We start from the raw sequence: 24,799 nt of genomic DNA, 5'->3' as shown, positions 1-24,799 counted from the left end.
TTGGCATGATTCGCTTTGAAGAGGTCAGTAAGGCTTATCTGGGAGGACGCCAGGCGCTACAGGGCGTGGATTTCCATCTGCGTCCCGGTGAGATGGCGTTCCTGACCGGCCACTCAGGGGCGGGGAAAAGTACCTTACTGAAGCTGATTTGTGGCATTGAGCGCCCGAGCGCCGGGCAGATCTGGTTCAGCGGTCACGATATTTCCCGGCTGCGTCACAGCGAAGTGCCTTTTCTGCGCCGCCAGATCGGCATGATTTTCCAGGATCACCACCTGCTGATGGATCGTTCGGTCTACGACAACGTGGCGATCCCGCTGATTATTTCCGGCGCCAGCGGCGAGGATATTCGCCGTCGCGTGTCGGCGGCGCTGGACAAAGTCGGCCTGCTCGACAAAGCAAAAAGTTATCCGATTCAGCTCTCTGGCGGTGAACAGCAGCGCGTCGGCATTGCCCGCGCGGTAGTGAATAAACCGGCGGTGCTGCTGGCGGATGAACCGACCGGTAACCTCGATAACGCGCTGTCAGAAGATATTTTGCGCCTGTTTGAAGAGTTCAACCGCGTGGGCGTTACGGTACTGATGGCGACGCACGACATCGGGCTGATCGCACGCCGCAATTATCGCGTGATGACGCTTAATCAGGGACGTCTGCACGGAGGCCACGATGGTCAATAAACGTAACAAGCGTCCGGCTGCGCCGAAAGCGGCGAAGCAGCCGTCAAAGAGCAAAGCGCTGAAGGGCGGCTGGCAGGAGCAGTGGCGCTACGCGTGGCGCGGTACGCTGTCCGACATGTATCGTCAGCCGCTGGCGACGCTGCTGACGGTAATGGTGATCGCGATTTCGCTGACGCTGCCCAGCGTGTGCTACATGGTGTGGAAAAACGTCAGCCAGGCCGCCGCGCAGTGGTATCCGGCGCCGCAGCTGACGGTTTACCTCGACAAAGCGCTGGATGACACGGCGGCAGAGAACGTGACCGCCGAGCTGAAAAAGCTCGATGGCGTTGACAAGGTGAACTACCTGACGCGTGAAGAGGCGCAAAGCGAGTTCCGCAACTGGTCCGGCTTTGGTGGTGCGATGGATATGCTGGAGCAGAACCCGCTGCCGGCGGTGGCGATCATCACGCCGAAGCTGAACTTCCAGAACTCCGATACCATGGCCAATCTGCGCGATCGCGTGGCGAAAGTGCAGGGCGTGGATGAAGTGCGCATGGATGATAGCTGGTTTGCGCGTTTAGCCGCACTCACCGGGCTGGTGGGGCAGGTGGCGTCAATGATCGGCCTGCTGATGGTGGTGGCGGTGTTCCTGGTGATTGGCAACAGCGTGCGCCTGAGCATTTTTGCCCGGCGCGACACCATCAACGTGCAGAAGCTGATTGGCGCGACCGATGGCTTTATTCTGCGGCCTTTCCTCTACGGCGGCGCGCTGCTCGGTTTCAGCGGTGCGGTGCTGTCGCTGATTCTGTCGGAAGTACTGGTGCTGCGCCTGCAATCAGTGGTGGCGCAGGTCGCCTCGGTGTTCGGCACCAGCTTCGCGCTGGAGGGCTTTTCGTGGGATGAAGGTCTGCTGCTGCTGTTAATCGCGGCCATCATCGGCTGGATTGCCGCGTGGCTGGCGACAGTGCAACATTTACGTCGTTTTACGCCGCAGTAACCCATAGCAACGATTTTTTGATATACTCTTCCTCTGCTGCCGACGACCTGGGAGCAGAGGATTTCTCCGATTTCCCCCGCCGTCATCTGTGTGTAAAATATTCACTGCTATAATTGAACTTGTGGATAACTTTGACGTCCAAGTAGCACAGATTGCTTTTGGTTTTCACGCGTCGTTGACATAATGTAACGGCTGCGCAGGGAAACGAGCAGCAAGTCCATTGAATTTGTGAGGGTTTGAATGACCAAAGAAATGCAAACTTTAGCGATTGCGCCTCTGGGTAACCTGGAATCATACGTCCGGGCTGCCAATAACTGGCCGGTATTAACGGCAGAAGAGGAGAAAGCATTAGCGGAGAAACTGCATTACCAGGGCGATCTGGATGCAGCTAAGACGCTGATCCTGTCTCACCTGCGCTTTGTTGTTCATATCGCTCGTAACTATTCCGGTTACGGCCTGCCGCAGGCGGACCTGATCCAGGAAGGTAACATCGGCCTGATGAAGGCGGTGCGTCGCTTCAACCCGGAAGTCGGGGTGCGTCTGGTGTCATTTGCCGTACATTGGATCAAAGCGGAGATTCACGAGTACGTGCTGCGTAACTGGCGTATCGTGAAAGTTGCCACCACCAAAGCACAGCGCAAACTGTTCTTTAACCTGCGTAAAACCAAGCAGCGTCTCGGCTGGTTCAATCAGGATGAAGTCGAAATGGTGGCGCGCGAGCTGGGTGTCAGCAGCAAAGACGTGCTGGAAATGGAGTCGCGCATGGCGGCCCAGGATATGACCTTCGACATGTCGTCTGATGACGATGCGGGCGAAGGCAAGCCGATGGCACCGGTGCTGTATCTGCAGGATAAAACCTCTGACTTTGCCGACGGCATTGAAGAGGATAACTGGGATGCGCACGCCGCTGACAAGCTGAGCGATGCAATGCTGAGCCTGGATGAGCGTAGCCAGCACATTATCCGCGCCCGCTGGCTGGATGATGACAACAAAACCACGCTGCAGGAGCTGGCCGACCAGTACGGTGTGTCTGCCGAGCGCGTGCGTCAGCTGGAAAAGAACGCCATGAAGAAACTGCGTATGGCGATTGAAGCCTGATTAACGGCTGACAGATAAATGGGGCGACCAGCGGGTCGCCCTTTTTTATGCGCGTAATAACCGGCGATGACTTATGACCTGTGCGGATTACAGCACGGTCGCCATGAATGGCGACCCTACAGGACACGCATGCATAGGCATCGTTAATCACGATCCCACGCAATCTGTACACTCGTCCTGCGCATTCATGCGCACCGCTCTGCACGGCGTAAAATCGCCGCTTAACGCACCCACCCGTCGCTCTGCGCGCGGAAACCACACGCCTGCATAAACGCCGCGCGTACGCGCTGATCGTCTTCGCCGTCATCGGCAACCCACCAGTGATCCAGCGCGCTGTTCTGCGCTATCGTCTCTTCCAGCAGATATTGCCCTACGCCGCGCCGCCGCGTGACTTCACGCACTTCCAGCTGCGTAATCTTGCCCAGCGTACCGCGAATCTCCAGCCGCAGCGCGCCAAGCAGGCGATCGTTAAAGCGCGCTGCATACAGCCGCTGCGCTTCACTGAGGCTGGCTTCCAGCTGCGCGATATCCTGCTGCGGCCAGACTTTGGCTAAATCCAGTCGATCCTGCGGCGTCAGCGTGCTGATGCGCTGAATAGTGAGCTTCATAACCCTTACCTGTACTGGCAGAAAGGCCTTAGTGTAGCGAATTTAGACAGTCAGAGCGCTGTCACTTTTTTGCGATGAAAAGAGGTCAAATGCCAGCCACTTTGCCAGGATTGTGGAGTAAGCCAGCATCGATCGCTGAAAAAGCCAGCATAACGCGCTGGCCTGGTGGTGAAAAACCGGCCATAAAAACCAGAGTAATCTGCTGTTCCCGTCAGCTTTTACTGAATATGTCAGTTGATTTACAGAAGAAAGTTCCTGTTTAATAACCTGAAAAATAAAGCCTTATTACCAATAAATGCCAAAAAAGAGCGCTAACTCATTATTCTAAAATCAGTTTTCCTCTTTGACTGGCAGAAAATAAACCAAACACAACGACACACGACACAACAGATGGGGAAGTTCGCATGAAAATGAGTAAAGGACGCGCATTACTGGCGGGTTGCGTAGCGCTGGCGATGAGCCATGCGGTACTGGCGAAAGACATCAAAATTGCGATTGTCGGTGCGGCAACCGGCCCGGTGGCGCAGTACGGTGACATGCAGTTCACCGGTGCGGCCCAGGCGATTAAGGACATCAACGCCAAAGGCGGCGTAAACGGTGACAAGCTGGTCGGCGTAGAATATGACGACGCCTGTGACCCGAAACAGGCGGTTGCGGTGGCCAACAAAGTGGTCAATGACGGCATCAAATACGTTATCGGCCACCTGTGCTCCTCCTCCACTCAGCCGGCATCAGACATTTATAACGATGAAGGCATTCTGATGATCACCCCGGCGGCTACCGCGCCTGAACTGACCGCGCGCGGCTATGCCGACGTGATGCGTACCACCGGTCTGGATTCCGATCAGGGCCCGACCGCTGCCAACTACATCCTCGATCAGATCAAACCAAAACGTATTGCCGTGGTGCATGACAAGCAGCAGTACGGTCAGGGCCTGGCGGAATCCGTGCAGAAAACCCTGAAGGCGAAAGGCGGCAACGTGGTGCTGTTCGAAGGGATCACCGCTGGCGATAAAGACTTCTCCACGCTGATTGCGCGCCTGAAGAAAGAGAACGTCGATTTCGTTTACTACGGCGGTTACTACCCGGAACTGGGCCAGATTCTGCGTCAGGCCAAAACCGCCGGTCTGAAAGCCGGCTTTATGGGACCAGAAGGGGTCGGCAACGCTTCCCTGTCTAACATCGCGGGTGACGCCTCTGAAGGCCTGTACGTGACGCTGCCGAAGCGCTACGACCAGCTGCCAGACAACAAAGCGATTGTGGACGCGATCAAAGCCAACAGCGCATCAAACCGCAAAGATCCAACCGGCCCGTTCGTCTGGACCACCTATGCGGCTATTCAGTCACTGGTGGCGGGCATTGAGCGCAGCAAAAGCGATGAGCCTGATGCGATTGCTAAAAACCTGAAAGAGGGTGCGCCGGTACCCACCGTGATGGGTAACCTGAGCTGGGACCAGAAGGGCGATCTGAAGGGCTTCGAATTTGGCGTCTTCAAATGGCACAAAGACGGTTCTTCTACCGCAGTTAAGTAAGCACGCTCCTGAATTGTCCCTCTCCTGATGGGCGAGGGCAGGGTGCGGCACCGCGCGCACGCGCTGAATGAGGCGCTGCGACGCGGTGCTCTCACCCTAACCCGGTGCCGAACGCACCGGGGATTTCCCGTTTACATGCAGGTCCTCACTATGTCCGAGCAGTTTCTCTATTTCATTCAGCAGATGTTCAACGGGGTCACCCTCGGGAGCACTTACGCGCTGATCGCCATTGGTTACACCATGGTTTACGGCATCATCGGCATGATCAACTTCGCCCACGGCGAGGTGTACATGATCGGCAGTTATGTCTCCTTTATCGTGATTGCCGCCCTGATGATGATGGGTATCGACACCTCGTGGCTGATGATTGCTGCCGGGTTCGTGATGGCGGTGATTATCTCCAGCGCCTATGGCTGGAGCATTGAGCGCGTGGCGTATAAGCCGGTGCGCTCCTCCAAACGCCTGATCGCGCTGATCTCGGCGATTGGTATGTCGATCTTTCTGCAGAACTACGTCAGCCTGACGCAGGGCTCGCGCGATCTGGCGCTGCCCAGCCTGATCACCGGCCAGTGGACGTTGGGTGAGAGCAACGGCTTTGCCGCCACGCTCACCACCATGCAGCTGGTTATCTGGGTCGTCACCTTCCTCGCGATGCTGGCGCTGACGCTGTTCATTCGCTATTCGCGCATGGGCCGCGCCTGCCGTGCCTGCGCTGAAGACCTGAAAATGGCCAGCCTGCTGGGCATCAACACCGACCGCGTCATCTCACTGACCTTTGTGATCGGCGCAGCGATGGCGGCCGTGGCTGGCGTGCTGCTGGGGCAGTTTTACGGCTCCATCAACCCGTTCATCGGCTTTATGGCCGGCATGAAAGCCTTTACCGCGGCGGTACTGGGCGGCATCGGCAGCATTCCGGGCGCGATGATTGGCGGCCTGGTGCTGGGCATTGCGGAAGCGCTGACATCAGCCTATCTGTCGACCGAATATAAAGACGTGGTGTCGTTCGCGCTGCTGATCGTGGTGCTGCTGGTGATGCCAACCGGTATCCTGGGCCGTCCGGAGGTGGAGAAAGTATGAAACGCCTCGGTCTGGTTAACGCCGTGGTCTCCACGGTGATGCTGCTGGTACTCGCCAGCTTCTTTATGGGTATGCGCCTCGATCTCGACGGCACCAAACTGGTGGTGGCGAATGCGGGCGCCGTGCGCTGGAACTGGATCTTCCTCGGCTGCGCAGTGGTGTTTGTGTTCCAGCTGCTGCGTCCGCTGTTGCAGGGCAAGTTCAAGCGCAGTGGCAAAGGGCTGGTGCTGCCGGGTTTTGACGGTTCGACACCAAAACAAAAGCTGCTGATGCTGCTGGTGATTGTTGCCGCCGTTGCCTGGCCCTTCTTCGTGTCGCGCGGCAGCGTGGATATTGCCACCCTGACGCTGATCTACGTGATGCTCGGCCTCGGCCTGAATGTGGTGGTGGGCCTGTCCGGCCTGCTGGTGCTGGGCTACGGCGGCTTTTACGCCATCGGTGCTTACACCTTTGCGCTGCTGAATCACTATTACGGTTTTGGCTTCTGGGAAAGTCTGCCGCTGGCCGGCATTGTTGCCGGTGCCTTTGGCCTCCTGCTGGGCTTCCCGGTGCTGCGGCTGCGCGGTGACTATCTGGCGATTGTGACGCTCGGCTTTGGTGAGATCGTGCGTATTCTGCTGCTGAACAGCACATCAATCACTGGCGGTCCCAATGGAATCGCGCAGATTCCCAAGCCGAGCCTGTTTGGTATTGAATTTGGCCGGCGCGTCAGTGAAGGCGGCTGGACCACCTTCCACGATCTGACGGGCCTGGCGTACGATCCCAATCACCGCGTGATTTTCCTTTATCTGGTGGCGCTGCTGCTGGTGGTGCTGACGCTGTTCGTCATTAACCGTCTGCTGCGCATGCCGCTGGGCCGCGCGTGGGAAGCGTTGCGTGAAGATGAGATCGCCTGCCGCTCGCTCGGTCTCAGTCCGACGCGCATCAAGCTGACGGCCTTTACAATCAGCGCGGTGTTCGCCGGTTTCGCCGGTACGCTGTTTGCCGCGCGTCAGGGCTTTGTCAGCCCGGAATCTTTCACCTTTGTCGAGTCCGCGTTTGTGCTGGCGATTGTGGTGCTGGGCGGCATGGGTTCGCAGCTGGCGGTGATCCTGGCCGCGATTCTGCTGGTGGTGTCGCGCGAGCTGATGCGTGATTTGAACGAGTACAGCATGCTGGTGCTCGGTGGGTTGATGGTGCTGATGATGATCTGGCGTCCGCAGGGGCTGCTGCCGATGAAGCGTCCGCACCTGAAGCTGAAACAAGCAAAACAAGGAGAGCAGGCATGAGTCAGCCTTTATTAGCCGTTGAAGGCCTGATGATGCGCTTCGGCGGCCTGCTGGCCGTCAACAACGTGGCGCTGGAACTGCATCCGCAGGAGATCGTCTCGCTGATTGGCCCGAACGGGGCGGGGAAAACCACGGTATTCAACTGCCTGACCGGTTTCTATAAGCCAACGGGCGGCACCATCAAACTGCGCGATCAGCCATTGCAGGGCCTGCCGGGGCAGAAGATTGCGCGCATGGGCGTGGTGCGAACTTTCCAGCACGTGCGCCTGTTCCGTGAGATGACGGTGATTGAAAACCTGCTGGTGGCGCAGCATCAGCATCTGAAAAGCGGCGTGTTCTCCGGGCTGTTTAAAACCCCGGCGTTCCGGCGCGGCGAGAGCGAAGCGCTGGACCGCGCGGCCAGCTGGCTGGAGCGCATTGGCCTGCTGGAACTGGCTAACCGCCAGGCCGGCAATCTGGCTTACGGCCAGCAGCGCCGGCTGGAGATCGCCCGCTGCATGGTGACGCGTCCGGAAATCCTGATGCTCGACGAACCGGCCGCCGGCCTCAACCCGCGCGAAACGCACGAGCTGGATGAGCTGATCGCTGAACTGCGCGGCGAACACAAGGTGACGGTGTTGCTGATTGAACACGATATGAAACTGGTGATGGGCATTTCTGACCGTATTTATGTGGTGAATCAGGGAACGCCGCTGGCCAACGGTACGCCGGAAGAAGTGCGTAACAACCCGGATGTGATCCGTGCTTATTTAGGTGAGGCGTAACATGGCGAACCCGATTTTAACTTTACAGGGTATCAGTGCGCACTATGGCCCGATCCAGGCACTGCATAACATCAATCTGCACATCAGTCAGGGCGAAATCGTGACGCTGATTGGCGCTAACGGCGCGGGTAAAACCACGCTGCTCGGGACGCTGTGTGGCGAGCCGCGCGCCACCAGCGGCACCATCACCTTTGATGGCAAAACGATTACCGACTGGCAGACGGCAAAAATCATGCGTGAAGCGATTGCCATCGTACCGGAAGGCCGGCGCGTATTTTCGCGCATGACGGTGGAAGAGAACCTAGCGATGGGCGGCTTTTTCGCGACGCGTCAGCAGTATCAGGAGCGCATTGAGCGCGTTTATCAGCTGTTCCCCCGGCTGGCGGAGCGCAAAGTGCAGCGCGCCGGCACCATGTCCGGCGGTGAGCAGCAGATGCTGGCGATTGGCCGCGCGCTCATGAGCCAGCCGCGCCTGTTGCTGCTGGACGAGCCGTCGCTGGGTCTGGCGCCGATCATTATCCAGCAGATTTTCGACACCATCGAACAGCTACGTAAAGAGGGCATGACCATCTTCCTCGTCGAGCAGAACGCCAACCAGGCGCTTAAGCTGGCCGATCGCGGTTACGTGCTGGAGAACGGCCACGTGGTGCTGGAGGATAGCGGTGAAGCGTTGTTGTCCAATGAAGCGGTGAGAAGCGCGTATTTAGGCGCCTGACCTGGCTTACTTGTCAGATTGCGGTTGGGCAGTGCTCGCCATCCTCACGTACTACATGTACGCTGCGGTGGCTGCGCGCTGTCCGCCCGTAATCTGACTGCGCCGCCGACGGTCATTAACCGGAGTGCGGAATAACAAATAATTCCCACCCACTTACACTCCATCGCCCCTGCGCTTATCCCGTCACACTCCCGTCATAATCCTGTTATTTTTCCGTCATTTCCTCGTGTCATGTTACTTCGCGAACAAAAAATGCGTGATATCGCGCGCGCCACAAGCACAGGAAACCCTTATGTCCGCTTTTACGCTTCGTCCCCGCCTGATGAGTCTGCTGCTCGGTCTGGCGATCAGCGGTAATGCGCTGGCTGCTACCGAAATCCCTTTCTGGCACTCAATGGAAGGCGAGTTAGGCAAAGAAGTCGATTCTCTGGCACAGCGTTTTAACCAGGCTCACCCGGATTACAAAATCGTTCCGACCTACAAAGGCAACTACGAGCAGAGCCTGGCTGCGGGTATCGCTGCGGTGCGCAGCGGTAAGGCACCGGCCATTCTGCAGGTTTACGAAGTGGGCACCGCCACCATGATGGCCTCTAAAGCCATCGTGCCGGTGCATGAAGTGTTTAAAGACGCCGGCGTGCCGATGGACCCGAAACAGTTTGTTCCTGCGGTTGCCGGTTACTACAGCGACAGCAACGGCCAGCTGATCTCACAGCCGTTTAACAGCTCCACGCCGGTGCTGTACTACAACAAAGACGCGTTCAAAAAAGCCGGTCTTAACCCGGATCAGCCACCGAAAACCTGGCAGGCGCTGGCGCAGGATGCCGCCGCGCTGCGTAAAGCCGGCATGAGCTGCGGCTATGCCAGCGGCTGGCAGGGCTGGATTCAGATCGAAAACTTCAGCGCCTGGCATGGCCTGCCGGTTGCCACCAAAAACAACGGCTTTGACGGTACCGACGCGGTGCTGGAGTTCAACAAACCCGTGCAGGTGCGCCACATCCAGCTGCTGGAAGAGATGAATAAGAAAGGTGATTTCACTTACTTTGGCCGTAAAGATGAGTCGACGTCCAAGTTCTATAACGGCGACTGCGGTATCACCACCGCCTCATCCGGTTCGCTGGCCGACATTAAGCATTACGCCAAATTCAACTTTGGCGTGGGCATGATGCCGTACGATGACACTGTGCCGAACGCACCGCAGAACGCCATTATCGGTGGCGCCAGCCTGTGGGTGATGAAAGGCAAAGATGCAGCGACTTATAAAGGTGCGGCGGAGTTCATGAAGTTCCTCGCCCAGCCGGATATCGCGGCAGAATGGCACCAGAAAACCGGTTATCTGCCGATCACCACCGCGGCTTATGAGCTGACCAAACAGCAGGGCTTCTATGACAAAAACCCGGGCGCGGACATCGCCACGCGGCAGATGCTGAATAAAGATCCGCTGCCGTTCACCAAAGGGATGCGTCTGGGCAACATGCCGCAGATTCGTACCATCGTCGACGAAGAGCTGGAAGGCGTGTGGACCGGAAAACAGTCGCCACAGGCAGCGCTGGACAACGCGGTGAAACGCGGCAACGAACTGCTGCGTCGCTTTGAACAGCAAGTGAAGTAACTCCGTAATGGCGGGATGGACGGGTAAGTCCGTCCCGCTGTCTCATTCTGACGAGCCTGCTATGTCCTCATCATCACGTCCGGTTTTCCGCGCCCGTTTGTTGCCGTATCTGCTGGTGGCACCGCAACTGGCGATCACCGCGATCTTTTTTCTCTGGCCCGCCGGAGAGGCGCTGTGGTACTCGCTGCAAAGCATCGATCCGTTTGGCATCTCCAGCACCTTTGTTGGCCTTGATAACTTCCGCCGCCTGTTCAGTGACGACTACTACCTTGATTCGTTCTGGACCACCCTCGTGTTTAGCGCGCTGGTGACGGTATGCGGCATGACATTCTCGCTGCTGCTGGCGGCACTGGTGGATTACGTTATCCGGCTGAAAAAGCTCTATCAGACGCTGCTGCTGCTGCCCTATGCGGTGGCGCCGGTAGTTGCGGCGGTGCTATGGATGTTCCTGTTCAATCCGGGGCTGGGGCTGTTCAGCCATCTGCTGAACCAGCTTGGCTACAACTGGAACTATGCGCAGAACAGCGGTCAGGCGATGTTCCTGATTGTACTTGCGTCGATCTGGCAGCAAATGAGCTACAACTTCCTGTTTTTCTTTGCCGCGCTGCAGTCCATTCCTAAATCGCTGGTGGAAGCCGCGGCGATTGACGGTGCCGGACCGGTGCGCCGTTTCTTTAATCTGTCGCTGCCGCTGATTACGCCGGTCAGCTTTTTCCTGCTGGTGGTGAATCTGGTTTACGCCTTTTTCGACACCTTCCCGGTGATCGATGCCGCCACCGGCGGCGGGCCGGTACAGGCCACCACCACGCTGATCTACAAAATCTACCGCGAAGGCTTCACCGGACTCGATCTCTCGTCGTCCGCCGCGCAGTCGGTGGTGCTGATGTTGCTGGTTATCGGCCTGACCATTCTGCAATTCCGCTTTGTCGAGCGTAAGGTGCAATACCAATGATTGAAAACCGACGCGGGCTGGATATCTTCGCCCACACGCTGCTGGCGCTGGGGGTGCTGACCATTCTGTTCCCGCTGTACGTGGCGTTTGTCGCCGCGACGCTGGATAACAACGCGGTGTATCAGGTGCCGATGACGCTGGTGCCGGGCCCGCATCTCATCGACAACATCACCCACATCTGGCGCGATGGCGTCAACGGCAGCGCGGCGTTTGGCCTGATGATGCTGAACAGCCTGATCATGGCGCTGGGCATCACCGTGGGCAAAATCACGGTGTCGATGCTCTCGGCGTTTGCGCTGGTGTGGTTTCGCTTTCCGCTGCGCACGCTGTTTTTCTGGCTGATCTTTATCACCCTGATGCTGCCGGTAGAAGTGCGTATTTTCCCGACGGTGGAGGTGATCTCCACGCTGCACATGCTGGACAGTTACAGCGGTCTGACATTGCCGCTGATGGCCTCCGCGACCGCCACGTTCCTGTTCCGCCAGTTTTTTATGTCGCTGCCGGATGAGCTGATTGAAGCGGCGCGCATTGACGGCGCCAGTCCGATGCGTTTTTTCTGGGATATCGTGCTGCCGCTGTCAAAAACCAATCTCGCCGCGCTGTTTGTCATCACCTTTATTTACGGCTGGAACCAGTATCTGTGGCCGCTGCTGATCATCAACGATGCCGGCCTGAGCACTGCCGTGGCGGGGGTGAAAAGTATGATCAACACCAGCGGCGGTCCGACGCAGTGGAACGAAGTGATGGCGGCGATGTTATTAACCCTGATCCCACCGGTGGTGGTGGTGCTTGTGATGCAGCGCGCTTTTGTGCGTGGCCTGGTGGAGAGTGAGAAATAGATGGCAGCGGTAACCCTTCAGACCGTGACGAAATCGTATGACGGCAAAAACCAAATCATTCAGCCGCTGAACATCACCATCAATGACGGTGAATTTATGGTGATGGTCGGCCCATCCGGCTGTGGAAAATCGACGCTGCTGCGCATGGTGGCCGGGCTGGAGCGCGTCACGTCGGGCGATATCTACATCGATGATCGGCGCGTCACCGACATGGAGCCGAAAGATCGCGGCATCGCCATGGTATTCCAGAATTACGCGCTCTACCCGCACATGACGGTGGGAGAAAACATGGCTTACGGCCTGAAGATCCGCGGCATGGGCAAGGAACAGATTACCCAGCGGGTGATGGATGCGGCGCGCAGTCTGGAGCTTGATCACCTGTTGCAGCGCCGTCCGCGCGAGCTCTCCGGCGGCCAGCGTCAGCGCGTGGCCATGGGCCGCGCCATCGTGCGGGAACCGGCGGTGTTTCTGTTTGATGAGCCGCTGTCGAACCTGGATGCGCGCCTGCGCGTGCAGATGCGTCTGGAGCTGCAGCAACTGCACCGCCGGCTGAAAACCACCAGCCTGTACGTCACGCACGATCAGGTTGAAGCCATGACGCTGGCGCAGCGCGTGATGGTGATGAATAAAGGCGTGGTGGAGCAGGTGGGCACGCCGGTGGAGGTGTATGAGCGTCCGGCCAGTCAGTTTGTTGCGTCGTTCATCGGCGCGCCGGCGATGAACCTGCTACCCGGTCAGATCAATAGCGATGGCTCGCGCTTTACGCTCGATGCGCTCAACAGCCTGCCGCTCGGCGCCGGCAAAGCACGATGGGCCAACCGTCCGCTGACGCTCGGCATTCGTCCCGAGCATATTCAGCTCAGCAGTCGTGAGGCCGGCGGTGTGCCGCTGGTGGTGGATACGCTGGAGATCCTCGGCGCGGACAATCTTGCGCATGGCCACATTGGCAACACGCGGCTGGTGGTGCGTTTGCCGCATAGCGAGCGGCCGCAGGCTGGCAGCAGCCTGTGGCTACAACTGCCGCCAGATGCGTTACACTTCTTCGATTCTACCCATGGAAAGCGTCTGGAATGAGTGTAAAAAACTGGCCCTATCCGCACATTGTTGCGCATCGCGGCGGCGGCAAGCTGGCCCCGGAAAACACCCTGGCGGCGATTGATGTCGGCGCGCACTACGGTCATACCATGATCGAATTCGACGCCAAACTGTCACAGGATAAGCAGATTTTCCTGCTGCACGATGACACGCTGGACCGCACCAGCAACGGCTGGGGCGTGGCGGGCGATCTGCCGTGGCAGCAGCTGGCGCAGCTGGATGCCGGCAGCTGGTTTAGCCGTGAATTTGACGGTGAACCGCTGGCATTGCTGAGCGAGGTGGCCGCGCGCTGCCGCCAGCATCAGATGATGGCCAACATTGAGATCAAACCCAGCAGCGGTACAGAGGTGGAAACCGGACGTGATGTGGCGCTGGCCGCACGAACGCTGTGGCAGGGACAAACGGCACCGCTGCTGTCCTCGTTCTCGTACGCGGCGCTGGAAGCGGCGATGCAGGCCGCGCCGGAGCTGCCGCGCGGCCTGCTGCTGGATGAGTGGCACGACGACTGGCAGACGCTTACCGCCGCGCTCGACTGCGTCTCCATCCATTTAAATCATCGCTTACTGGACGCCGGACGCACCGCCGCGCTTAAAGCCGCCGGTCTGCGTATTCTGGTGTATACCGTGAATCAGCCCGCGCGGGCGCGCGAGCTGCTGAGCTGGGGCGTGGATGCCATCTGTACCGATCGCATTGATGCTATCGGCCCGGACTTCCGTTAATTGCCGTACTGCGTTTGTGTATTGCTGTTCTGCTGGCCCGGCTGCGACTGAATCACGCGCTGCCGGGCGCTATCGCGCCGCTCCTGCAGCTTACGCTGCATCTCCTGATTTTGCTGCTGCTGATCCTGACGCAACTGCTGCTGCTGTTGCTGCTGCTGGACCTGCATGCGCGTCTGCATCCGCTGCTGGCTTGGGTTATAGCCGGGTTGATTCGGTTGGTTAGTGTTGTTCAGCATGTTCGCCATGCCGCTCAGCGGCATCAGTGCCGCGATAACAATCAGCCATTTTTTCATGGTGTTCCTCCATCAGTGCGGCCTGCTGTGTGAGGTTGCTCGCCACCCGGCAGCAACCGCCGCAACCATAAGTTTATGCGATATCACAAACCCCAAAACCAGGAGTGCACCTAATTTGGCTTAACTGCTATCTTTTTTACAGTATTTGCAAACACTTGCAGCAATCAATAACAAATGTAAACAACTGAAAGGATGGTGGCGGGATGAGGATACATAACGGTGTGCGCCAGTTCGGCTGGGCGCTGTTAATGAGTTTTACCGTGGTGCAGGGGGCGCAGGCGGCGCCAGCCAGCGCACCGCCGGTGTCATATGGCGTCGACAGCGACACCTTTCACCCGGTGAAAGCGCAGCACGGGATGGTTGCATCAGTGGACGCCATGGCAACCCGGGTGGGCGTCGATATCCTCAAACAGGGGGGTAACGCGGTAGATGCAGCGATTGCGGTGGGCTTTGCGCTGGCGGTCACCCACCCGCAGGCGGGCAACCTGGGCGGTGGCGGCTTTATGCTGCTGCGCACCGCTGCCGGCCGCACCACCGCCATCGATTTCCGCGAGATGGCGCCGGCGCGTGCCTCGCGCGATATGTTCCTTGATAAGCAGGGCAACGCGGATAGTAAGTTATCACTCACTTCTCATCTGGCTTCCGGCACGCCGGGCACCGTAGCCGGTTTTGCCCTGGCGGCGCAAAAGTACGGCACGCTGCCGCTCAGCACGCTGCTGGCGCCGGCGATCAAGCTGGCGCGCGACGGCATCATTGTTAACGATGCGCTGGCTGACGATCTCGCTACCTATGGTAAAGAGAACCTGATCAACCACGACAACAGTCGCGCCATTTTCTACAAAGCCGACGGTCAGCCTTACCAGAAGGGCGATCGCCTGGTGCAGAAAAACCTCGCGCACAGCCTGCAGCTGATTGCCCAGCAGGGGCCGGATGCGTTCTACAAAGGCAAAATTGCCGATGAGATCGCTGCCGAAATGGCGCAGCACGGCGGACTGATTGGCAAGGCGGATCTGGCGGCCTACCGCGCAGTGGAACGCAAGCCGGTAAGCGGCAGCTACCGTGGCTACGAGGTGTTCTCCATGCCGCCACCGTCGTCCGGCGGCATTCATATTGTGCAGATCCTCAATATCCTGGAAAACTTCGACCTGGCGAAATGGGGCTTCGGCAGCGCGGACGCGATGCAGGTTATGGCCGAAGCGGAAAAATATGCCTACGCCGACCGCTCCGAGTATCTCGGCGATCCCGACTTCGTTAAGGTGCCGCAGCAGGCGCTGACCAGCAAAGCCTACGCCAAAACGCTGGCCCAGCAGATTGACGTCAACAAGGCGCGCCCCTCAGCCGACATCAAGCCCGGCAAGCTGGCACCGTACGAGAGCAATCAAACCACTCACTTCTCGGTGGTGGATAAAGACGGCAACGCGGTGGCGGTGACCTATACGCTGAATACCTACTTTGGCAGCGGCGTGGTGGCCGGAAACAGCGGCATTCTGATGAACAATGAAATGGATGACTTCTCCGCCAAGCCGGGCACGCCAAACGTGTATGGTCTGGTGGGCGGTGAGGCGAACGCGATTCAGCCGGCCAAACGTCCGCTGTCATCAATGTCGCCGACCATTGTAGCGAAAGACGGTAAAACCTGGCTGGTGACCGGCAGCCCGGGCGGCAGTCGGATTATCACCACGGTGCTGCAAATGGTGGTGAACAGTATCGATTTCGGCATGAACGTGGCGGAAGCCACCAATGCGCCGCGCTTCCACCATCAGTGGCTGCCGGATCAGCTGCGCGTCGAGAAGGGCTTCAGCCCGGATACGCTGCGTCTGCTGGAAGCAAAAGGTCAGCATGTCAAAGTGCTGCCGGCGATGGGCAGCACGCAGAGCATCATGATTGGCCCGGACGGCATGCGTTACGGCGCATCCGACCCGCGCTCGGTGGATGATTTGAGTGCCGGGTATTAACGTCGCGCAATAAATTGCGCCGCTACCTCACCGTGCACCGGCCGGTAGCGGCGCGATTCATCGCGCATTCCCTTTCAGACGCGCCATGTAGTGCGTATCGATCATCTGGCCGTCGCGGACCGCGAAACCTCTGGCGGTACCTTCAATCTCAAAACCAAACTGCTGATACAAACCCATGGCCTGGTGGTTATCCGCAAACACCGTCAGTTCAATCCGCGTGACCTGCAGCCAGTTGTCACACAGATCCACCATCGCCGCCATCAGCGCTTTACCCACGCCGCGCCGATGGAATGTCGGATCAACGCCCATGCCGATAGTGGCGCAGTGACGGCGGCGTGCCACCGCCATAACTTCCAGCGTCAGCTGACCGACAACCTGCCCGTCAATACAGGCCACCAGCATGGTGACATGGGGACGGGGATTCGCGAGCCGCTCCTGCCAGAGTGACGGTGACTGATACGGCAGATGCAGCGTGCCCGCCTGGGTTTCCGGCTGGCTATAGATACGCGTCAGAACGGCGGCATCTTCGGGCGTTGCGTGACGAACAGTAACCTGACTCATAAAGCAGCTCCTTGCACTCAGTGAATGAAATCCCCTTTAACATCAGGGAATTCGCACGCAACGTCAACGGTAAAAAAATCGGGAAAGGGCTTTACAGACGCGAATGATAATGATTATTATTGTCAACGCGAATCCGGCAGCGTCTCCTGACAAACCGGGTAAGCACGACATTGCTCACATTGCTTCCAGTGTTTCTTAGCCAGCTCGGGTGCTGGCTTTTTTTTTGCCTGCGCGTTAACCGATCGCCGTCCGTGGCAATCCACTGCACGGGGAGATTACAGCGTGTACCAGGTGGCCGCGCCGGGACCGACCGGCAGGTTAAACACGAACACCCACAGCACAAACAGCAGCGTCCAGCCAATCATAAACACCACCGAATAAGGCAGCATCATCGCCACCAGCGTACCGATGCCCATATCACGACGGTAGCGCGCCGCCACTGCCATGATCAGCCCGAAGTAGCTCATCATCGGCGTAATCACGTTTGTCACTGAGTCACCAATGCGGTACGCCGCCTGGATCACCTCAGGCGCAAACCCGACCAGCATCAGCATCGGCACGAAAATCGGTGCGGTCACTGCCCACTGGGCCGACGCGGAGCCAATCATCAGATTGATGAAGCCGCAGATCAGGATGAAGCAGACGAACAGCAGCGGGGCGCTCATATCCAGTGAAGCCAGCAGGCTGGCACCTTTCACTGCCACCACCGTGCCGAAGTTGCTCCAGTTGAAAAAGGCGACAAACTGCGCGGCAAAAAACACCAGCACGATGTACATTCCCATGCTGCTCATGCTGGTGGACATGGCGTGAATGACATCGCGATCGCTGCGCATGGTGCCCATCAGGCGGCCATAAACAAAACCGGGGATGGCGAAGAACACAAAGATAAATACCACGATGCCTTTCAGGAACGGTGAACCCGCCAGCGTGCCGGTTTTGGGATTCAGTAATACGCCGTGGCCGGGAATGACCGTCAGCGCCAGCAGCAGTGACACCACCAGCACCGCCCAGCCCGCACCTTTGAGTGCCCGACGCTCGCCAGGCGACAGCTCGCCCATGTCGCCGCGCACCGCATCACCTTCGCTATCCTGATAGCTGCCCAGCTTGGGTTCGACGATGCTGTTGGTGATCCAGGTGCCCAGCCCGGCAATCACAAAGGTGCTGATAAACATGAAGTACCAGTTCACCTCCGGGCCAACACTGTAAGCAGGATCGATGATCTGCGCTGCACTCTGGGTAATGCCGGAGAGCAGTGGATCAATAGTGCCAAGCAGCAGATTGGCGCTGTAACCGCCCGAGACGCCGGCAAACGCGGCCGCCAGTCCAGCCAGCGGATGGCGACCGAGCGAGTGGAAGATCATCGCAGCCAGCGGAATCAGCACCACATATCCCAGCTCCGAAGCGGTATTCGAGACGATACCGGCAAACACCACGGTAAAGGTGATCAGCTTCTTCGGGGCGTTAAACACCAGTGCGCGCATCGCGGCGGACAGCAGGCCAGACTGTTCGGCGATGCCGACACCCAGCAGCGCCACCAGCACGGTTCCCAGCGGGGCAAAGCCAGTGAAATTCGTCACCAGATGACTGACGATGCGCTGTAAGCCTTCTGCGCTCAGCAAACTGACCACGTGAATCACCCCGTCCGGCGCGCGCCCGGCGGCACCGATCGGGCGCGGATCGATCACGCTCACGCCTAATGCCGCAGCAATAGCCGACGCGACGAGGATAAACAGGGAAAACAGTGCAAACAGCGTAATCGGGTGCGGCAACAGGTTGCCCAGCCATTCAACGGTATTGAGGAAGCGTTCGACAGGACGCTTCGCAGGTGAAGTGGTTTTTTCCATGAGGTCATTCTCCTTATATACAGCGGGCGAGCCGCTTTTTGCCCGGTTTGCCATAGTAAGAAGAGGGAAAAAACGATCAAGAGTGAGTTTCTGTTTAAACCAGGGATAATGCGAGGTGTATTTATTTATCTTACTGATAATATTTATTTAATTTTATTTATCTTTCTAATGTAAGGTTAGTTAAATAATCTGTTTTTTTATTTTTATGTGAGGTTAATCCGCTTTAGGATTTAAATAATCACGAAGGATTGCTTTAATGTTTCTTTTCCAGCAGACCAGTCTTGTTTTTATCTGCTGGTATTTTTCAGTTGTGTCTGTGAGAGGTTGCGCCGCAACGGCATAACATGACAAAAAAATGATAAACTCAGCTTATCTCTGACCTCAGGCGCACACGATGAAGAAGAAAAGACCGGTATTACAGGATGTTGCCGATCGCGTCGGCATCACAAAAATGACCGTCAGCCGCTATTTGCGGAACCCCGATCAGGTCTCTGCGGCGCTGCGCGACAAAATCGCCGTGGCGCTGGATGAACTCGGCTATATCCCCAACCGTGCGCCCGACATGCTCTCTAACGCCACCAGCCGCGCGATTGGCGTGTTGCTGCCCTCGCTCACCAACCAGGTATTTGCCGACGTGCTGCGCGGCATTGAAACCGTGACCGATGAAGCGGGCTATCAGACGCTGGTGGCGCACTTCGGCTATAACTCGCACAAAGAGGAGCTGCAGCTGCGTTCGCTGCTGGGCTGGAACATTGATGGCGTGATCCTCACCGAACGTTCCCATACGCCGGGCACGCTGCGCATGCTGGAAGTGGCGGGCATTCCGGTGATCGAAATGATGGATTGCGTCACGCCGTGTCTTGATATGGCCGTGGGCTTCGACAACGTCGAGGCGGCGCGGCAGATGACGCATGCTATCCTCAGGAAAGGCCATCGTCACACCGTCTATCTGGGCGCGCGCCTCGATGAGCGTACGCTGCAAAAGCAGCAGGGCTACGAACAGGCGATGCGCGAAGCCGGGCTGACGCCGCACAGCGTCATGATGGAAGATGCCTCCTCCTTCAGCGCCGGTGCCCAGCTGCTGCGCGAGGCGCAGAAGCGCTATCCGCACACTGACAGCCTGTTCTGTACCAATGATGACCTGGCGGTAGGCGCGATGTTTGAATGCCAGCGCCAGGGGTTGCGCGTGCCGGAGCAGATGGCGATCGCCGGCTTTCACGGCCACGACATCACGCAGGTGGTCAATCCGCGGCTGGCTACGGTGCTGACGCCACGCGAACGCATGGGGCGTGAATCAGCCGCCATGCTGCTGGCGCGGATTGGCGGCGATCGCAGCGTGACCGCGCCGCTGGATGTCGGTTTTGAGATTGCCGAAGGTGGCAGCATCTGATTTTGGCGATTATTTGAGTCAGTTCACACTTTCGTGCTTTTCCGCCTAACAAGGGTTGCCAGTCCTGCAGTGGGCTCCGACAATGATAATCAAATTTGTTATCGGTAACATTGGCAGGCAACCTGCCGGAGCGCAAAACCATGACCACGCCATCTCCATCGCACCACGTCTTTATCCTGATGGGTGTTTCCGGCAGCGGAAAGTCTGCCGTCGCCAATCAGGTGTCTCATCAGCTCAGCACCGCGTTTCTGGATGGTGATTTCCTGCATCCGCGCAGCAACATCACCAAAATGGCGGAAGGCCATCCGCTGAACGACGACGATCGCCAGCCGTGGCTGCAGGCGCTGAATGATGCGGCGTTCGCGATGCAGCGCACCCAGGCGATCTCTATTATCGTCTGTTCGGCACTGAAGAAGTCCTATCGCGACATCCTGCGTCAGGGCAATCACAACCTGAAATTCATCTATCTGAAGGGCGATTTTGCCACCATTGAGTCTCGTCTCAAGGCGCGCAAAGGCCACTTCTTCAAACCGCAGATGCTGGTAACACAGTTTGAAACCCTGCAGGAACCGGGTGCCGACGAGCCGGATGTGCTGGTTGTCGATATCAATCACTCACTGGATGAGGTAGTTGCGGCCACGGTTGCGACCATCGAGGGCGCAATCAACAAGGGCTAGTCATGAGTACCGCAACGCTGGTGTTAACCGCAGCAGGCTCTGTCCTGCTGCTGCTGTTTTTGGTGATGAAAGCGCGTATGCACGCCTTTGTCGCTCTGATGTTAGTGTCGATGGGTGCCGGTCTGTTCTCCGGTATGCCGCTGGATAAAATTGCTGAGACCATGCAAAAAGGCATGGGCGGCACGCTCGGCTTTCTCGCCATTGTGGTGGCGCTGGGCGCCATGTTCGGCAAAATTCTGCATGAAACCGGTGCGGTCGATCAGATCGCCATTCGTATGCTGAAAACCTTTGGCGAGCGGCGCGCGCACTATGCGATGGGCATTGCCGGGCTGATTTGTGCGCTGCCGCTGTTCTTTGAAGTGGCCGTGGTGTTGTTGATCAGCATCGCCTTCGCCGTGGCACGCCGTACCCACGATAATCTGGTCAAACTGGTGATCCCGCTGTTTGCCGGCGTCGCCGCCGCGGCGGCCTTTTTGCTGCCCGGACCGGCACCGATGCTGCTGGCGGCGCAGATGCACGCTGACTTTGGCTGGATGATCCTGCTGGGGCTGTGCGCGGCGATTCCCGGCATGCTGATTGCCGGTCCGCTGTTCGGCAACCTGATTGCGCGCCATGTGACTTTCAGCGCACCGCCGGAAGATCATCAGCCGGACGTCAGCGAGGGCCAGCTGCCGTCGTTTGGCTTTAGCCTGTCGCTGATTCTGTTCCCGCTGCTGCTGGTCGGGCTGAAAACCATCGGCGCGCGCTTCACCACACCGGATTCACGTCTGTATGCGTGGCTGGAGTTTATCGGCCATCCGTTTACCGCCATCCTGCTGGCGCTGCTGGTAGCGATTTACGGCCTGGCTTACCGTCAGGGCATGGATAAAGAGAAGGTGATGCAGGTATGCGGCAGCGCGCTGCAGCCGGCGGGGATTATCCTGCTGGTGATTGGTGCGGGCGGCGTGTTCAAGCAGGTACTGGTGGATTCCGGCGTGGGCCCGGTGCTGGGCCACGCGCTGACCGGTGCCGGCATGCCGATTGCGCTGGCCTGTTTTATTCTCTCCGGCGCGATTCGGGTGATTCAGGGCTCGGCCACGGTGGCCTGTTTAACCACCGTCGGGCTGGTGATGCCGGTGATTGAACCGTTGCATTACAGCGGTGCGCAGCTGGCGGCGCTGTCGATCTGCATCGGCGGCGGCTCGATTATTATCAGCCACGTCAATGATGCCGGTTTCTGGCTGTTTGGCCGCTTCACCGGTGCCACCGAAGGCGAGACGCTGAAGACCTGGACGCTGATGGAGACGATTCTCGGCACCACCGGCGCCATCGTCGGGATGATCGCATTTAGTTTGTTGTCGTAATGGCAATGCGCAATAAATTGCGCCGTTACAGATTAATGCACAGCCTGTAGCGGCGCGATTTATCGCGCGTTGTAAAAATGATTAATCCACCTCGCGCTCATCGTCCGGCTGGTCCAGCACAGTGTACGCTACCGCGCAGAACAGCGAATTCAGGCGCTTCATATCTCCCAGCAAACCTAAATGCAGCGAACTGGTTTCGATGCTTTGCACATTCTGCCGATGCAGGCGCTCGACGTGGGCGTGGGAATAACGGCGAATCAGGATGCGGAAACGGTGCTTGGCACGGCGCAGACGCTTCGCGCTGGTGACGTCGTGCGACAGAAACACCGACAGGCTCAGGCGCAGGTTGCTTAACACCTGCTCCTGCAGCGAATTCAGCTCTTCCAGCCCTTCCGGCGAAAACGCCCGGCGCGCCTGCAGCGATTTGTCCGCTACGTCGGCGCTCATGCGCTCGATAATGTCGCCTGCCTGCTCCAGATTCAGCGCCATCTCAATCACCTCGGCCCAGCGGCGTGAATCCTCTTCCGCCAGGTCCTCCTTCGGCATGCGCGCCAGATAGAGCTTAATGGCGGTGTACAGCACATCCACATCATCATCCAGCCGCCGCACTGCGCGCTCCTCGCGCAGTTCGCCCATCACCACCTTGTTGAAGCTCTCCAGCATCTGCTCCACCACATCGCCAATGCGCAGCGTCTCCCGCGCCGCGTTGGCCAGCGCCAGCGCCGGCGTATCCAGCGCGCTGCTGTCGAGGTGCTTAGGCTTGAGATGGGTCTGGTTTTCCGCATCGTCGGCGATCATGCGGCGGCACAGGCGCGCCATCGGTTCGGCAAACGGCACCATCACCAGACAGCGCACCAGGTTGTAGAACACGTGGAAGAAGATCACCATCTCTTCATCGTTAACCGGCAGCTTATCCAGCAGATCGGCGATGTAATCGACAAACGGCAAAATAACGATGCTGCCAATCAGCTTGAACAACAGGCTGCCGAGCGCCACCCGCTTGCCGGCAGCATTCGATCCGCTGGCGTTGATCATCGCCAGCAAGCCGCTGCCGAGGTTAGCGCCAATCACCAGACACAGCGCCACTTTGAACGAGATAACGCCGGTGGCGGTCAGCGTGGCGGTAATCAGCACCGCGGCCAGGCTGGAGTAGCTGATGATGGCGAATACCGCGCCAATCAGCGCATCCAGCATGATATCGCCGGTCAGCGTGGAGAACAGTACCTGCACGCCGGCGGCCTGCGTAATGGGTTTGGCGGCGGCGACAATCAGCTGCAGCGCCAGCAGAATCAGCCCGAGGCCGATGGCTGCGCGTCCGATCTGACCGGCGCGCGTCTGTTTGCGGCTGAGGAAAAATACTACGCCAAAAAAGATAAACAGCGGCGACAGCCAGGAGAGATCGAAGGTCAGGATGCGTGCCATGATGGCGGTACCGACGTCGGCACCCAGCACCACCACCAGCGCCGGCGTCAGGCTGACCAGATTCTGCGCCACAAACGAGGTGACTAATAACGTGGTGGCGTTACTGCTCTGCACCAGCGCGGTAACGCCAATCCCGGCAAGAAAGGCCATCGGCTTTTTTTCCACGCTGCGGCTTAACACGCGACGCAGATCGGCACCGTACACGCGCATCACGCCGGTGCGGACAATGTGGGTGCCCCATACCAGCAGGGCGACGGCGGAGAGAAGGTTAAGCAGGGTTAGCACGAATAAAGGCTCCTATGCGCCAGGCAGAAAACAGGCGGCTGCCTGCCTGGCGATAAGCACAGCCGATAAATACCTGCGTCGCGCTGCGTTGCCAATTTTTCGTTTAATTTAAGCGACCTGGCGCAACGTCGACATCTCTAACTGTAGTCCAATCTGCATGCCGGCGGGGTGTAAATCTGCCACGCTGCGGTTGAGCACATCCACCGACAACTCGACCTGATTCGCCAGCACGCGATAGCGGATCACGTTCCCGAGCAGGCTATGGCTGAGAATGGTGGCCTCGATGCCTGCCTGCGGTGCGCACAGCTGGATGGATTCCGGACGAATCGCCACCTGGCTGCTGAACGGCTGGCCGGTCAGCTGCGTTGCCTGTTCGGCGCTCAGCAGGTTGTAGTTGCCAATAAAGCCCGCGGCAAACAGATCCACCGGCTGGGTATAGAGCGTTTCCGCGTTGCCGTTTTGCACAATACGACCGCGGTTCATCAGCACAATACGGTCCGACAGCGTCAGCGCCTCTTCCTGATCGTGGGTGACAAAAATGGTGGTTAGCTTCAGCTCCTGCTGAATGTGGCGAATCTGCTCGCGCAGATGGCGGCGAATGCGGGCGTCCAGCGCCGACAGCGGTTCATCCAGCAGCAGCAGACGCGGCCGCGTCACCAGCGAACGCGCCAGCGCCACGCGTTGACACTGACCACCCGACAGCTGGTGCGGATAGCGGCGCGCGAAGTCGGTCAGCTCCACCAGCGCCAGCGCTTCCATCACGCGTTGCTGAATCTCGCCGGCGGGCAGTTTCTGCATCTTCAGGCCAAACGCGACGTTCTTCTCTACCGTCATATTGGGAAACAGCGCATAGCTCTGGAACACCATGCCAATGGTACGTTTCTGCGGCGGCAGCGGCACCAGATCCTGGCCCTGCAGCAGAATGGTGCCGCTGTCGACATCGGTCAGGCCGGCGATGCAGCGCAGCAGTGTTGACTTGCCGCAGCCGCTCGGGCCGAGCAGGGTGACAAACTCACCTTCGTCGGCGCTGAAATCGATGTTTTCAAAAATGGTGGTCGGGCCGTAGCTTTTATTCAGTTGGGTAACGTTCAGGTAACTCATGG

The 24,799-nt window shown here is 58.4% G+C and carries 23 protein-coding genes; 17 read left to right on the top strand and 6 right to left on the bottom strand.

Annotated elements, in window-relative coordinates; genetic code table 11:
• Positions 1 to 5 precede the first annotated feature (5 nt).
• The 3 genes from ftsE to rpoH all read left to right on the top strand — a co-directional run bounded on the left by ftsE (position 6) and on the right by rpoH (position 2,748).
• Positions 6 to 674, top strand: coding sequence for a cell division ATP-binding protein FtsE (gene ftsE, locus QMM04_RS00660; protein WP_021508011.1), 669 nt, complete (start codon positions 6 to 8; stop codon positions 672 to 674).
• On the top strand, positions 664 to 1,650 hold the full coding sequence (gene ftsX, locus QMM04_RS00655; protein WP_058770000.1) for a permease-like cell division protein FtsX: 987 nt from the start codon (positions 664 to 666) through the stop codon (positions 1,648 to 1,650). Before ftsE ends, ftsX begins: the two co-directional genes overlap by 11 nt.
• Positions 1,651 to 1,890: 240 nt before the next feature.
• Positions 1,891 to 2,748: an RNA polymerase sigma factor RpoH gene (gene rpoH, locus QMM04_RS00650; protein ID WP_145886382.1), complete on the top strand. Its 858-nt coding sequence runs from the start codon at positions 1,891 to 1,893 to the stop codon at positions 2,746 to 2,748.
• Between the two features lie 221 nt (positions 2,749 to 2,969).
• Here rpoH and panM read toward each other — a convergent pair whose 3' ends face one another.
• The gene (gene panM, locus QMM04_RS00645) at positions 2,970 to 3,356 is read right to left on the bottom strand and encodes an aspartate 1-decarboxylase autocleavage activator PanM (protein WP_021508008.1); all 387 of its coding nucleotides are present in this window, start codon (positions 3,354 to 3,356) and stop codon (positions 2,970 to 2,972) included.
• Positions 3,357 to 3,760: 404 nt separating this feature from the next.
• On the opposite strand from panM, the gene QMM04_RS00640 reads away from it, so the two are divergent.
• From QMM04_RS00640 to ugpQ, 10 genes are all read left to right on the top strand, one after another.
• Complete coding sequence (locus tag QMM04_RS00640) at positions 3,761 to 4,888, top strand: branched-chain amino acid ABC transporter substrate-binding protein (protein ID WP_021508007.1); 1,128 nt, start codon at positions 3,761 to 3,763, stop codon at positions 4,886 to 4,888.
• 150 nt (positions 4,889 to 5,038) lie between these two features.
• Positions 5,039 to 5,965 carry a high-affinity branched-chain amino acid ABC transporter permease LivH gene (gene livH / locus QMM04_RS00635; RefSeq protein WP_010615899.1) on the top strand — a complete coding sequence of 309 codons (927 nt, stop codon included), beginning with the start codon at positions 5,039 to 5,041 and terminating at the stop codon, positions 5,963 to 5,965.
• On the top strand, positions 5,962 to 7,233 hold the full coding sequence (locus QMM04_RS00630) for a high-affinity branched-chain amino acid ABC transporter permease LivM (protein ID WP_059009892.1): 1,272 nt from the start codon (positions 5,962 to 5,964) through the stop codon (positions 7,231 to 7,233). Before livH ends, QMM04_RS00630 begins: the two co-directional genes overlap by 4 nt.
• Positions 7,230 to 7,997: a high-affinity branched-chain amino acid ABC transporter ATP-binding protein LivG gene (gene livG / locus QMM04_RS00625; RefSeq protein WP_021508005.1), complete on the top strand. Its 768-nt coding sequence runs from the start codon at positions 7,230 to 7,232 to the stop codon at positions 7,995 to 7,997. The genes QMM04_RS00630 and livG overlap by 4 nt, the downstream gene beginning before the upstream one ends.
• A 1-nt stretch (position 7,998) precedes the next feature.
• Complete coding sequence (gene livF, locus QMM04_RS00620) at positions 7,999 to 8,712, top strand: high-affinity branched-chain amino acid ABC transporter ATP-binding protein LivF (RefSeq protein ID WP_282995454.1); 714 nt, start codon at positions 7,999 to 8,001, stop codon at positions 8,710 to 8,712.
• A gap of 292 nt (positions 8,713 to 9,004) precedes the next feature.
• Positions 9,005 to 10,321 (top strand): sn-glycerol-3-phosphate ABC transporter substrate-binding protein UgpB, encoded by a 1,317-nt coding sequence (gene ugpB / locus QMM04_RS00615; protein ID WP_058757579.1) that lies wholly within the window; start codon positions 9,005 to 9,007, stop codon positions 10,319 to 10,321.
• A 61-nt stretch (positions 10,322 to 10,382) separates the two neighbouring features.
• Positions 10,383 to 11,273, top strand: coding sequence for a sn-glycerol-3-phosphate ABC transporter permease UgpA (gene ugpA / locus QMM04_RS00610; RefSeq protein ID WP_031279792.1), 891 nt, complete (start codon positions 10,383 to 10,385; stop codon positions 11,271 to 11,273).
• Positions 11,270 to 12,112 (top strand): sn-glycerol-3-phosphate ABC transporter permease UgpE, encoded by an 843-nt coding sequence (gene ugpE, locus QMM04_RS00605; protein ID WP_021508002.1) that lies wholly within the window; start codon positions 11,270 to 11,272, stop codon positions 12,110 to 12,112. Before ugpA ends, ugpE begins: the two co-directional genes overlap by 4 nt.
• Positions 12,113 to 13,186 carry a sn-glycerol-3-phosphate import ATP-binding protein UgpC gene (locus QMM04_RS00600; protein ID WP_021508001.1) on the top strand — a complete coding sequence of 358 codons (1,074 nt, stop codon included), beginning with the start codon at positions 12,113 to 12,115 and terminating at the stop codon, positions 13,184 to 13,186. It begins immediately after the preceding gene.
• Complete coding sequence (ugpQ, locus tag QMM04_RS00595) at positions 13,183 to 13,926, top strand: glycerophosphodiester phosphodiesterase (protein ID WP_104187819.1); 744 nt, start codon at positions 13,183 to 13,185, stop codon at positions 13,924 to 13,926. Before QMM04_RS00600 ends, ugpQ begins: the two co-directional genes overlap by 4 nt.
• Here ugpQ and QMM04_RS00590 read toward each other — a convergent pair.
• Entirely contained in the window at positions 13,923 to 14,219 is a 297-nt protein-coding gene (locus tag QMM04_RS00590; RefSeq protein WP_058757576.1) for a DUF2756 domain-containing protein, read from the bottom strand. The two genes, ugpQ and QMM04_RS00590, sit on opposite strands and share 4 nt — an antisense overlap.
• Positions 14,220 to 14,422: 203 nt before the next feature.
• Between QMM04_RS00590 and ggt the strand changes: the two genes are divergently transcribed.
• Positions 14,423 to 16,174 (top strand): gamma-glutamyltransferase, encoded by a 1,752-nt coding sequence (ggt, locus tag QMM04_RS00585; RefSeq protein WP_021507998.1) that lies wholly within the window; start codon positions 14,423 to 14,425, stop codon positions 16,172 to 16,174.
• A gap of 57 nt (positions 16,175 to 16,231) precedes the next feature.
• Here the strand turns inward: ggt and QMM04_RS00580 are convergent, their stop codons facing one another.
• Together QMM04_RS00580 and QMM04_RS00575 are read right to left on the bottom strand one after the other, a co-directional pair.
• Positions 16,232 to 16,735, bottom strand: coding sequence for a GNAT family N-acetyltransferase (locus tag QMM04_RS00580; RefSeq protein ID WP_104187820.1), 504 nt, complete (start codon positions 16,733 to 16,735; stop codon positions 16,232 to 16,234).
• Positions 16,736 to 17,010: 275 nt separating this feature from the next.
• Complete coding sequence (locus QMM04_RS00575) at positions 17,011 to 18,579, bottom strand: AbgT family transporter (protein WP_104187822.1); 1,569 nt, start codon at positions 18,577 to 18,579, stop codon at positions 17,011 to 17,013.
• 394 nt (positions 18,580 to 18,973) lie between these two features.
• Here QMM04_RS00575 and gntR point away from each other — a divergent pair, with 394 nt between their 5' ends.
• The 3 genes from gntR (at position 18,974) to gntU (ending at position 21,989) form a co-directional block, all read left to right on the top strand.
• Positions 18,974 to 19,969 carry a gluconate operon transcriptional repressor GntR gene (gene gntR / locus QMM04_RS00570; protein WP_104187824.1) on the top strand — a complete coding sequence of 332 codons (996 nt, stop codon included), beginning with the start codon at positions 18,974 to 18,976 and terminating at the stop codon, positions 19,967 to 19,969.
• A gap of 140 nt (positions 19,970 to 20,109) precedes the next feature.
• Entirely contained in the window at positions 20,110 to 20,646 is a 537-nt protein-coding gene (gene gntK, locus QMM04_RS00565; protein ID WP_010615889.1) for a gluconokinase, read from the top strand.
• A gap of 2 nt (positions 20,647 to 20,648) precedes the next feature.
• The gene (gene gntU, locus QMM04_RS00560; RefSeq protein WP_021507994.1) at positions 20,649 to 21,989 is read left to right on the top strand and encodes a gluconate transporter; all 1,341 of its coding nucleotides are present in this window, start codon (positions 20,649 to 20,651) and stop codon (positions 21,987 to 21,989) included.
• A gap of 81 nt (positions 21,990 to 22,070) precedes the next feature.
• Here gntU and QMM04_RS00555 read toward each other — a convergent pair whose 3' ends face one another.
• Positions 22,071 to 23,696, bottom strand: coding sequence for a Na/Pi cotransporter family protein (locus QMM04_RS00555; RefSeq protein WP_031279764.1), 1,626 nt, complete (start codon positions 23,694 to 23,696; stop codon positions 22,071 to 22,073).
• 108 nt (positions 23,697 to 23,804) lie between these two features.
• Positions 23,805 to 24,797 carry an ABC transporter ATP-binding protein gene (locus QMM04_RS00550; protein ID WP_282995453.1) on the bottom strand — a complete coding sequence of 331 codons (993 nt, stop codon included), beginning with the start codon at positions 24,795 to 24,797 and terminating at the stop codon, positions 23,805 to 23,807.
• Between the last annotated feature and the right edge of the window lie 2 nt (positions 24,798 to 24,799).

It is taken from the genome of Pantoea sp. Pa-EAmG (genome assembly GCF_030024295.1).
In the GTDB taxonomy this organism is placed as follows: domain Bacteria; phylum Pseudomonadota; class Gammaproteobacteria; order Enterobacterales; family Enterobacteriaceae; genus Pantoea; species Pantoea dispersa.
The sequence above is the reverse complement of the archived record's forward strand: the minus strand, read 5'-3'. Positions and strand labels throughout refer to the sequence as shown.

What these genes read in the sequence shown, in the direction of transcription:
- ugpA (WP_031279792.1), top strand. Translation starts at nt 10,383, where the DNA reads ATGTCCTCATCATCACGTCCGGTTTTCCGCGCCCGTTTGTTGCCGTAT.
- QMM04_RS00580 (WP_104187820.1), bottom strand. Translation starts at nt 16,735, where the DNA reads ATGAGTCAGGTTACTGTTCGTCACGCAACGCCCGAAGATGCCGCCGTT.
- QMM04_RS00575 (WP_104187822.1), bottom strand. Translation starts at nt 18,579, where the DNA reads ATGGAAAAAACCACTTCACCTGCGAAGCGTCCTGTCGAACGCTTCCTC.
- QMM04_RS00630 (WP_059009892.1), top strand. Translation starts at nt 5,962, where the DNA reads ATGAAACGCCTCGGTCTGGTTAACGCCGTGGTCTCCACGGTGATGCTG.
- livF (WP_282995454.1), top strand. Translation starts at nt 7,999, where the DNA reads ATGGCGAACCCGATTTTAACTTTACAGGGTATCAGTGCGCACTATGGC.
- QMM04_RS00550 (WP_282995453.1), bottom strand. Translation starts at nt 24,797, where the DNA reads ATGAGTTACCTGAACGTTACCCAACTGAATAAAAGCTACGGCCCGACC.
- gntR (WP_104187824.1), top strand. Translation starts at nt 18,974, where the DNA reads ATGAAGAAGAAAAGACCGGTATTACAGGATGTTGCCGATCGCGTCGGC.
- ftsX (WP_058770000.1), top strand. Translation starts at nt 664, where the DNA reads ATGGTCAATAAACGTAACAAGCGTCCGGCTGCGCCGAAAGCGGCGAAG.
- QMM04_RS00640 (WP_021508007.1), top strand. Translation starts at nt 3,761, where the DNA reads ATGAAAATGAGTAAAGGACGCGCATTACTGGCGGGTTGCGTAGCGCTG.
- ftsE (WP_021508011.1), top strand. Translation starts at nt 6, where the DNA reads ATGATTCGCTTTGAAGAGGTCAGTAAGGCTTATCTGGGAGGACGCCAG.
- ugpQ (WP_104187819.1), top strand. Translation starts at nt 13,183, where the DNA reads ATGAGTGTAAAAAACTGGCCCTATCCGCACATTGTTGCGCATCGCGGC.
- gntK (WP_010615889.1), top strand. Translation starts at nt 20,110, where the DNA reads ATGACCACGCCATCTCCATCGCACCACGTCTTTATCCTGATGGGTGTT.
- livG (WP_021508005.1), top strand. Translation starts at nt 7,230, where the DNA reads ATGAGTCAGCCTTTATTAGCCGTTGAAGGCCTGATGATGCGCTTCGGC.
- rpoH (WP_145886382.1), top strand. Translation starts at nt 1,891, where the DNA reads ATGACCAAAGAAATGCAAACTTTAGCGATTGCGCCTCTGGGTAACCTG.
- QMM04_RS00590 (WP_058757576.1), bottom strand. Translation starts at nt 14,219, where the DNA reads ATGAAAAAATGGCTGATTGTTATCGCGGCACTGATGCCGCTGAGCGGC.
- ggt (WP_021507998.1), top strand. Translation starts at nt 14,423, where the DNA reads ATGAGGATACATAACGGTGTGCGCCAGTTCGGCTGGGCGCTGTTAATG.
- ugpE (WP_021508002.1), top strand. Translation starts at nt 11,270, where the DNA reads ATGATTGAAAACCGACGCGGGCTGGATATCTTCGCCCACACGCTGCTG.
- gntU (WP_021507994.1), top strand. Translation starts at nt 20,649, where the DNA reads ATGAGTACCGCAACGCTGGTGTTAACCGCAGCAGGCTCTGTCCTGCTG.
- livH (WP_010615899.1), top strand. Translation starts at nt 5,039, where the DNA reads ATGTCCGAGCAGTTTCTCTATTTCATTCAGCAGATGTTCAACGGGGTC.
- QMM04_RS00600 (WP_021508001.1), top strand. Translation starts at nt 12,113, where the DNA reads ATGGCAGCGGTAACCCTTCAGACCGTGACGAAATCGTATGACGGCAAA.
- ugpB (WP_058757579.1), top strand. Translation starts at nt 9,005, where the DNA reads ATGTCCGCTTTTACGCTTCGTCCCCGCCTGATGAGTCTGCTGCTCGGT.
- panM (WP_021508008.1), bottom strand. Translation starts at nt 3,356, where the DNA reads ATGAAGCTCACTATTCAGCGCATCAGCACGCTGACGCCGCAGGATCGA.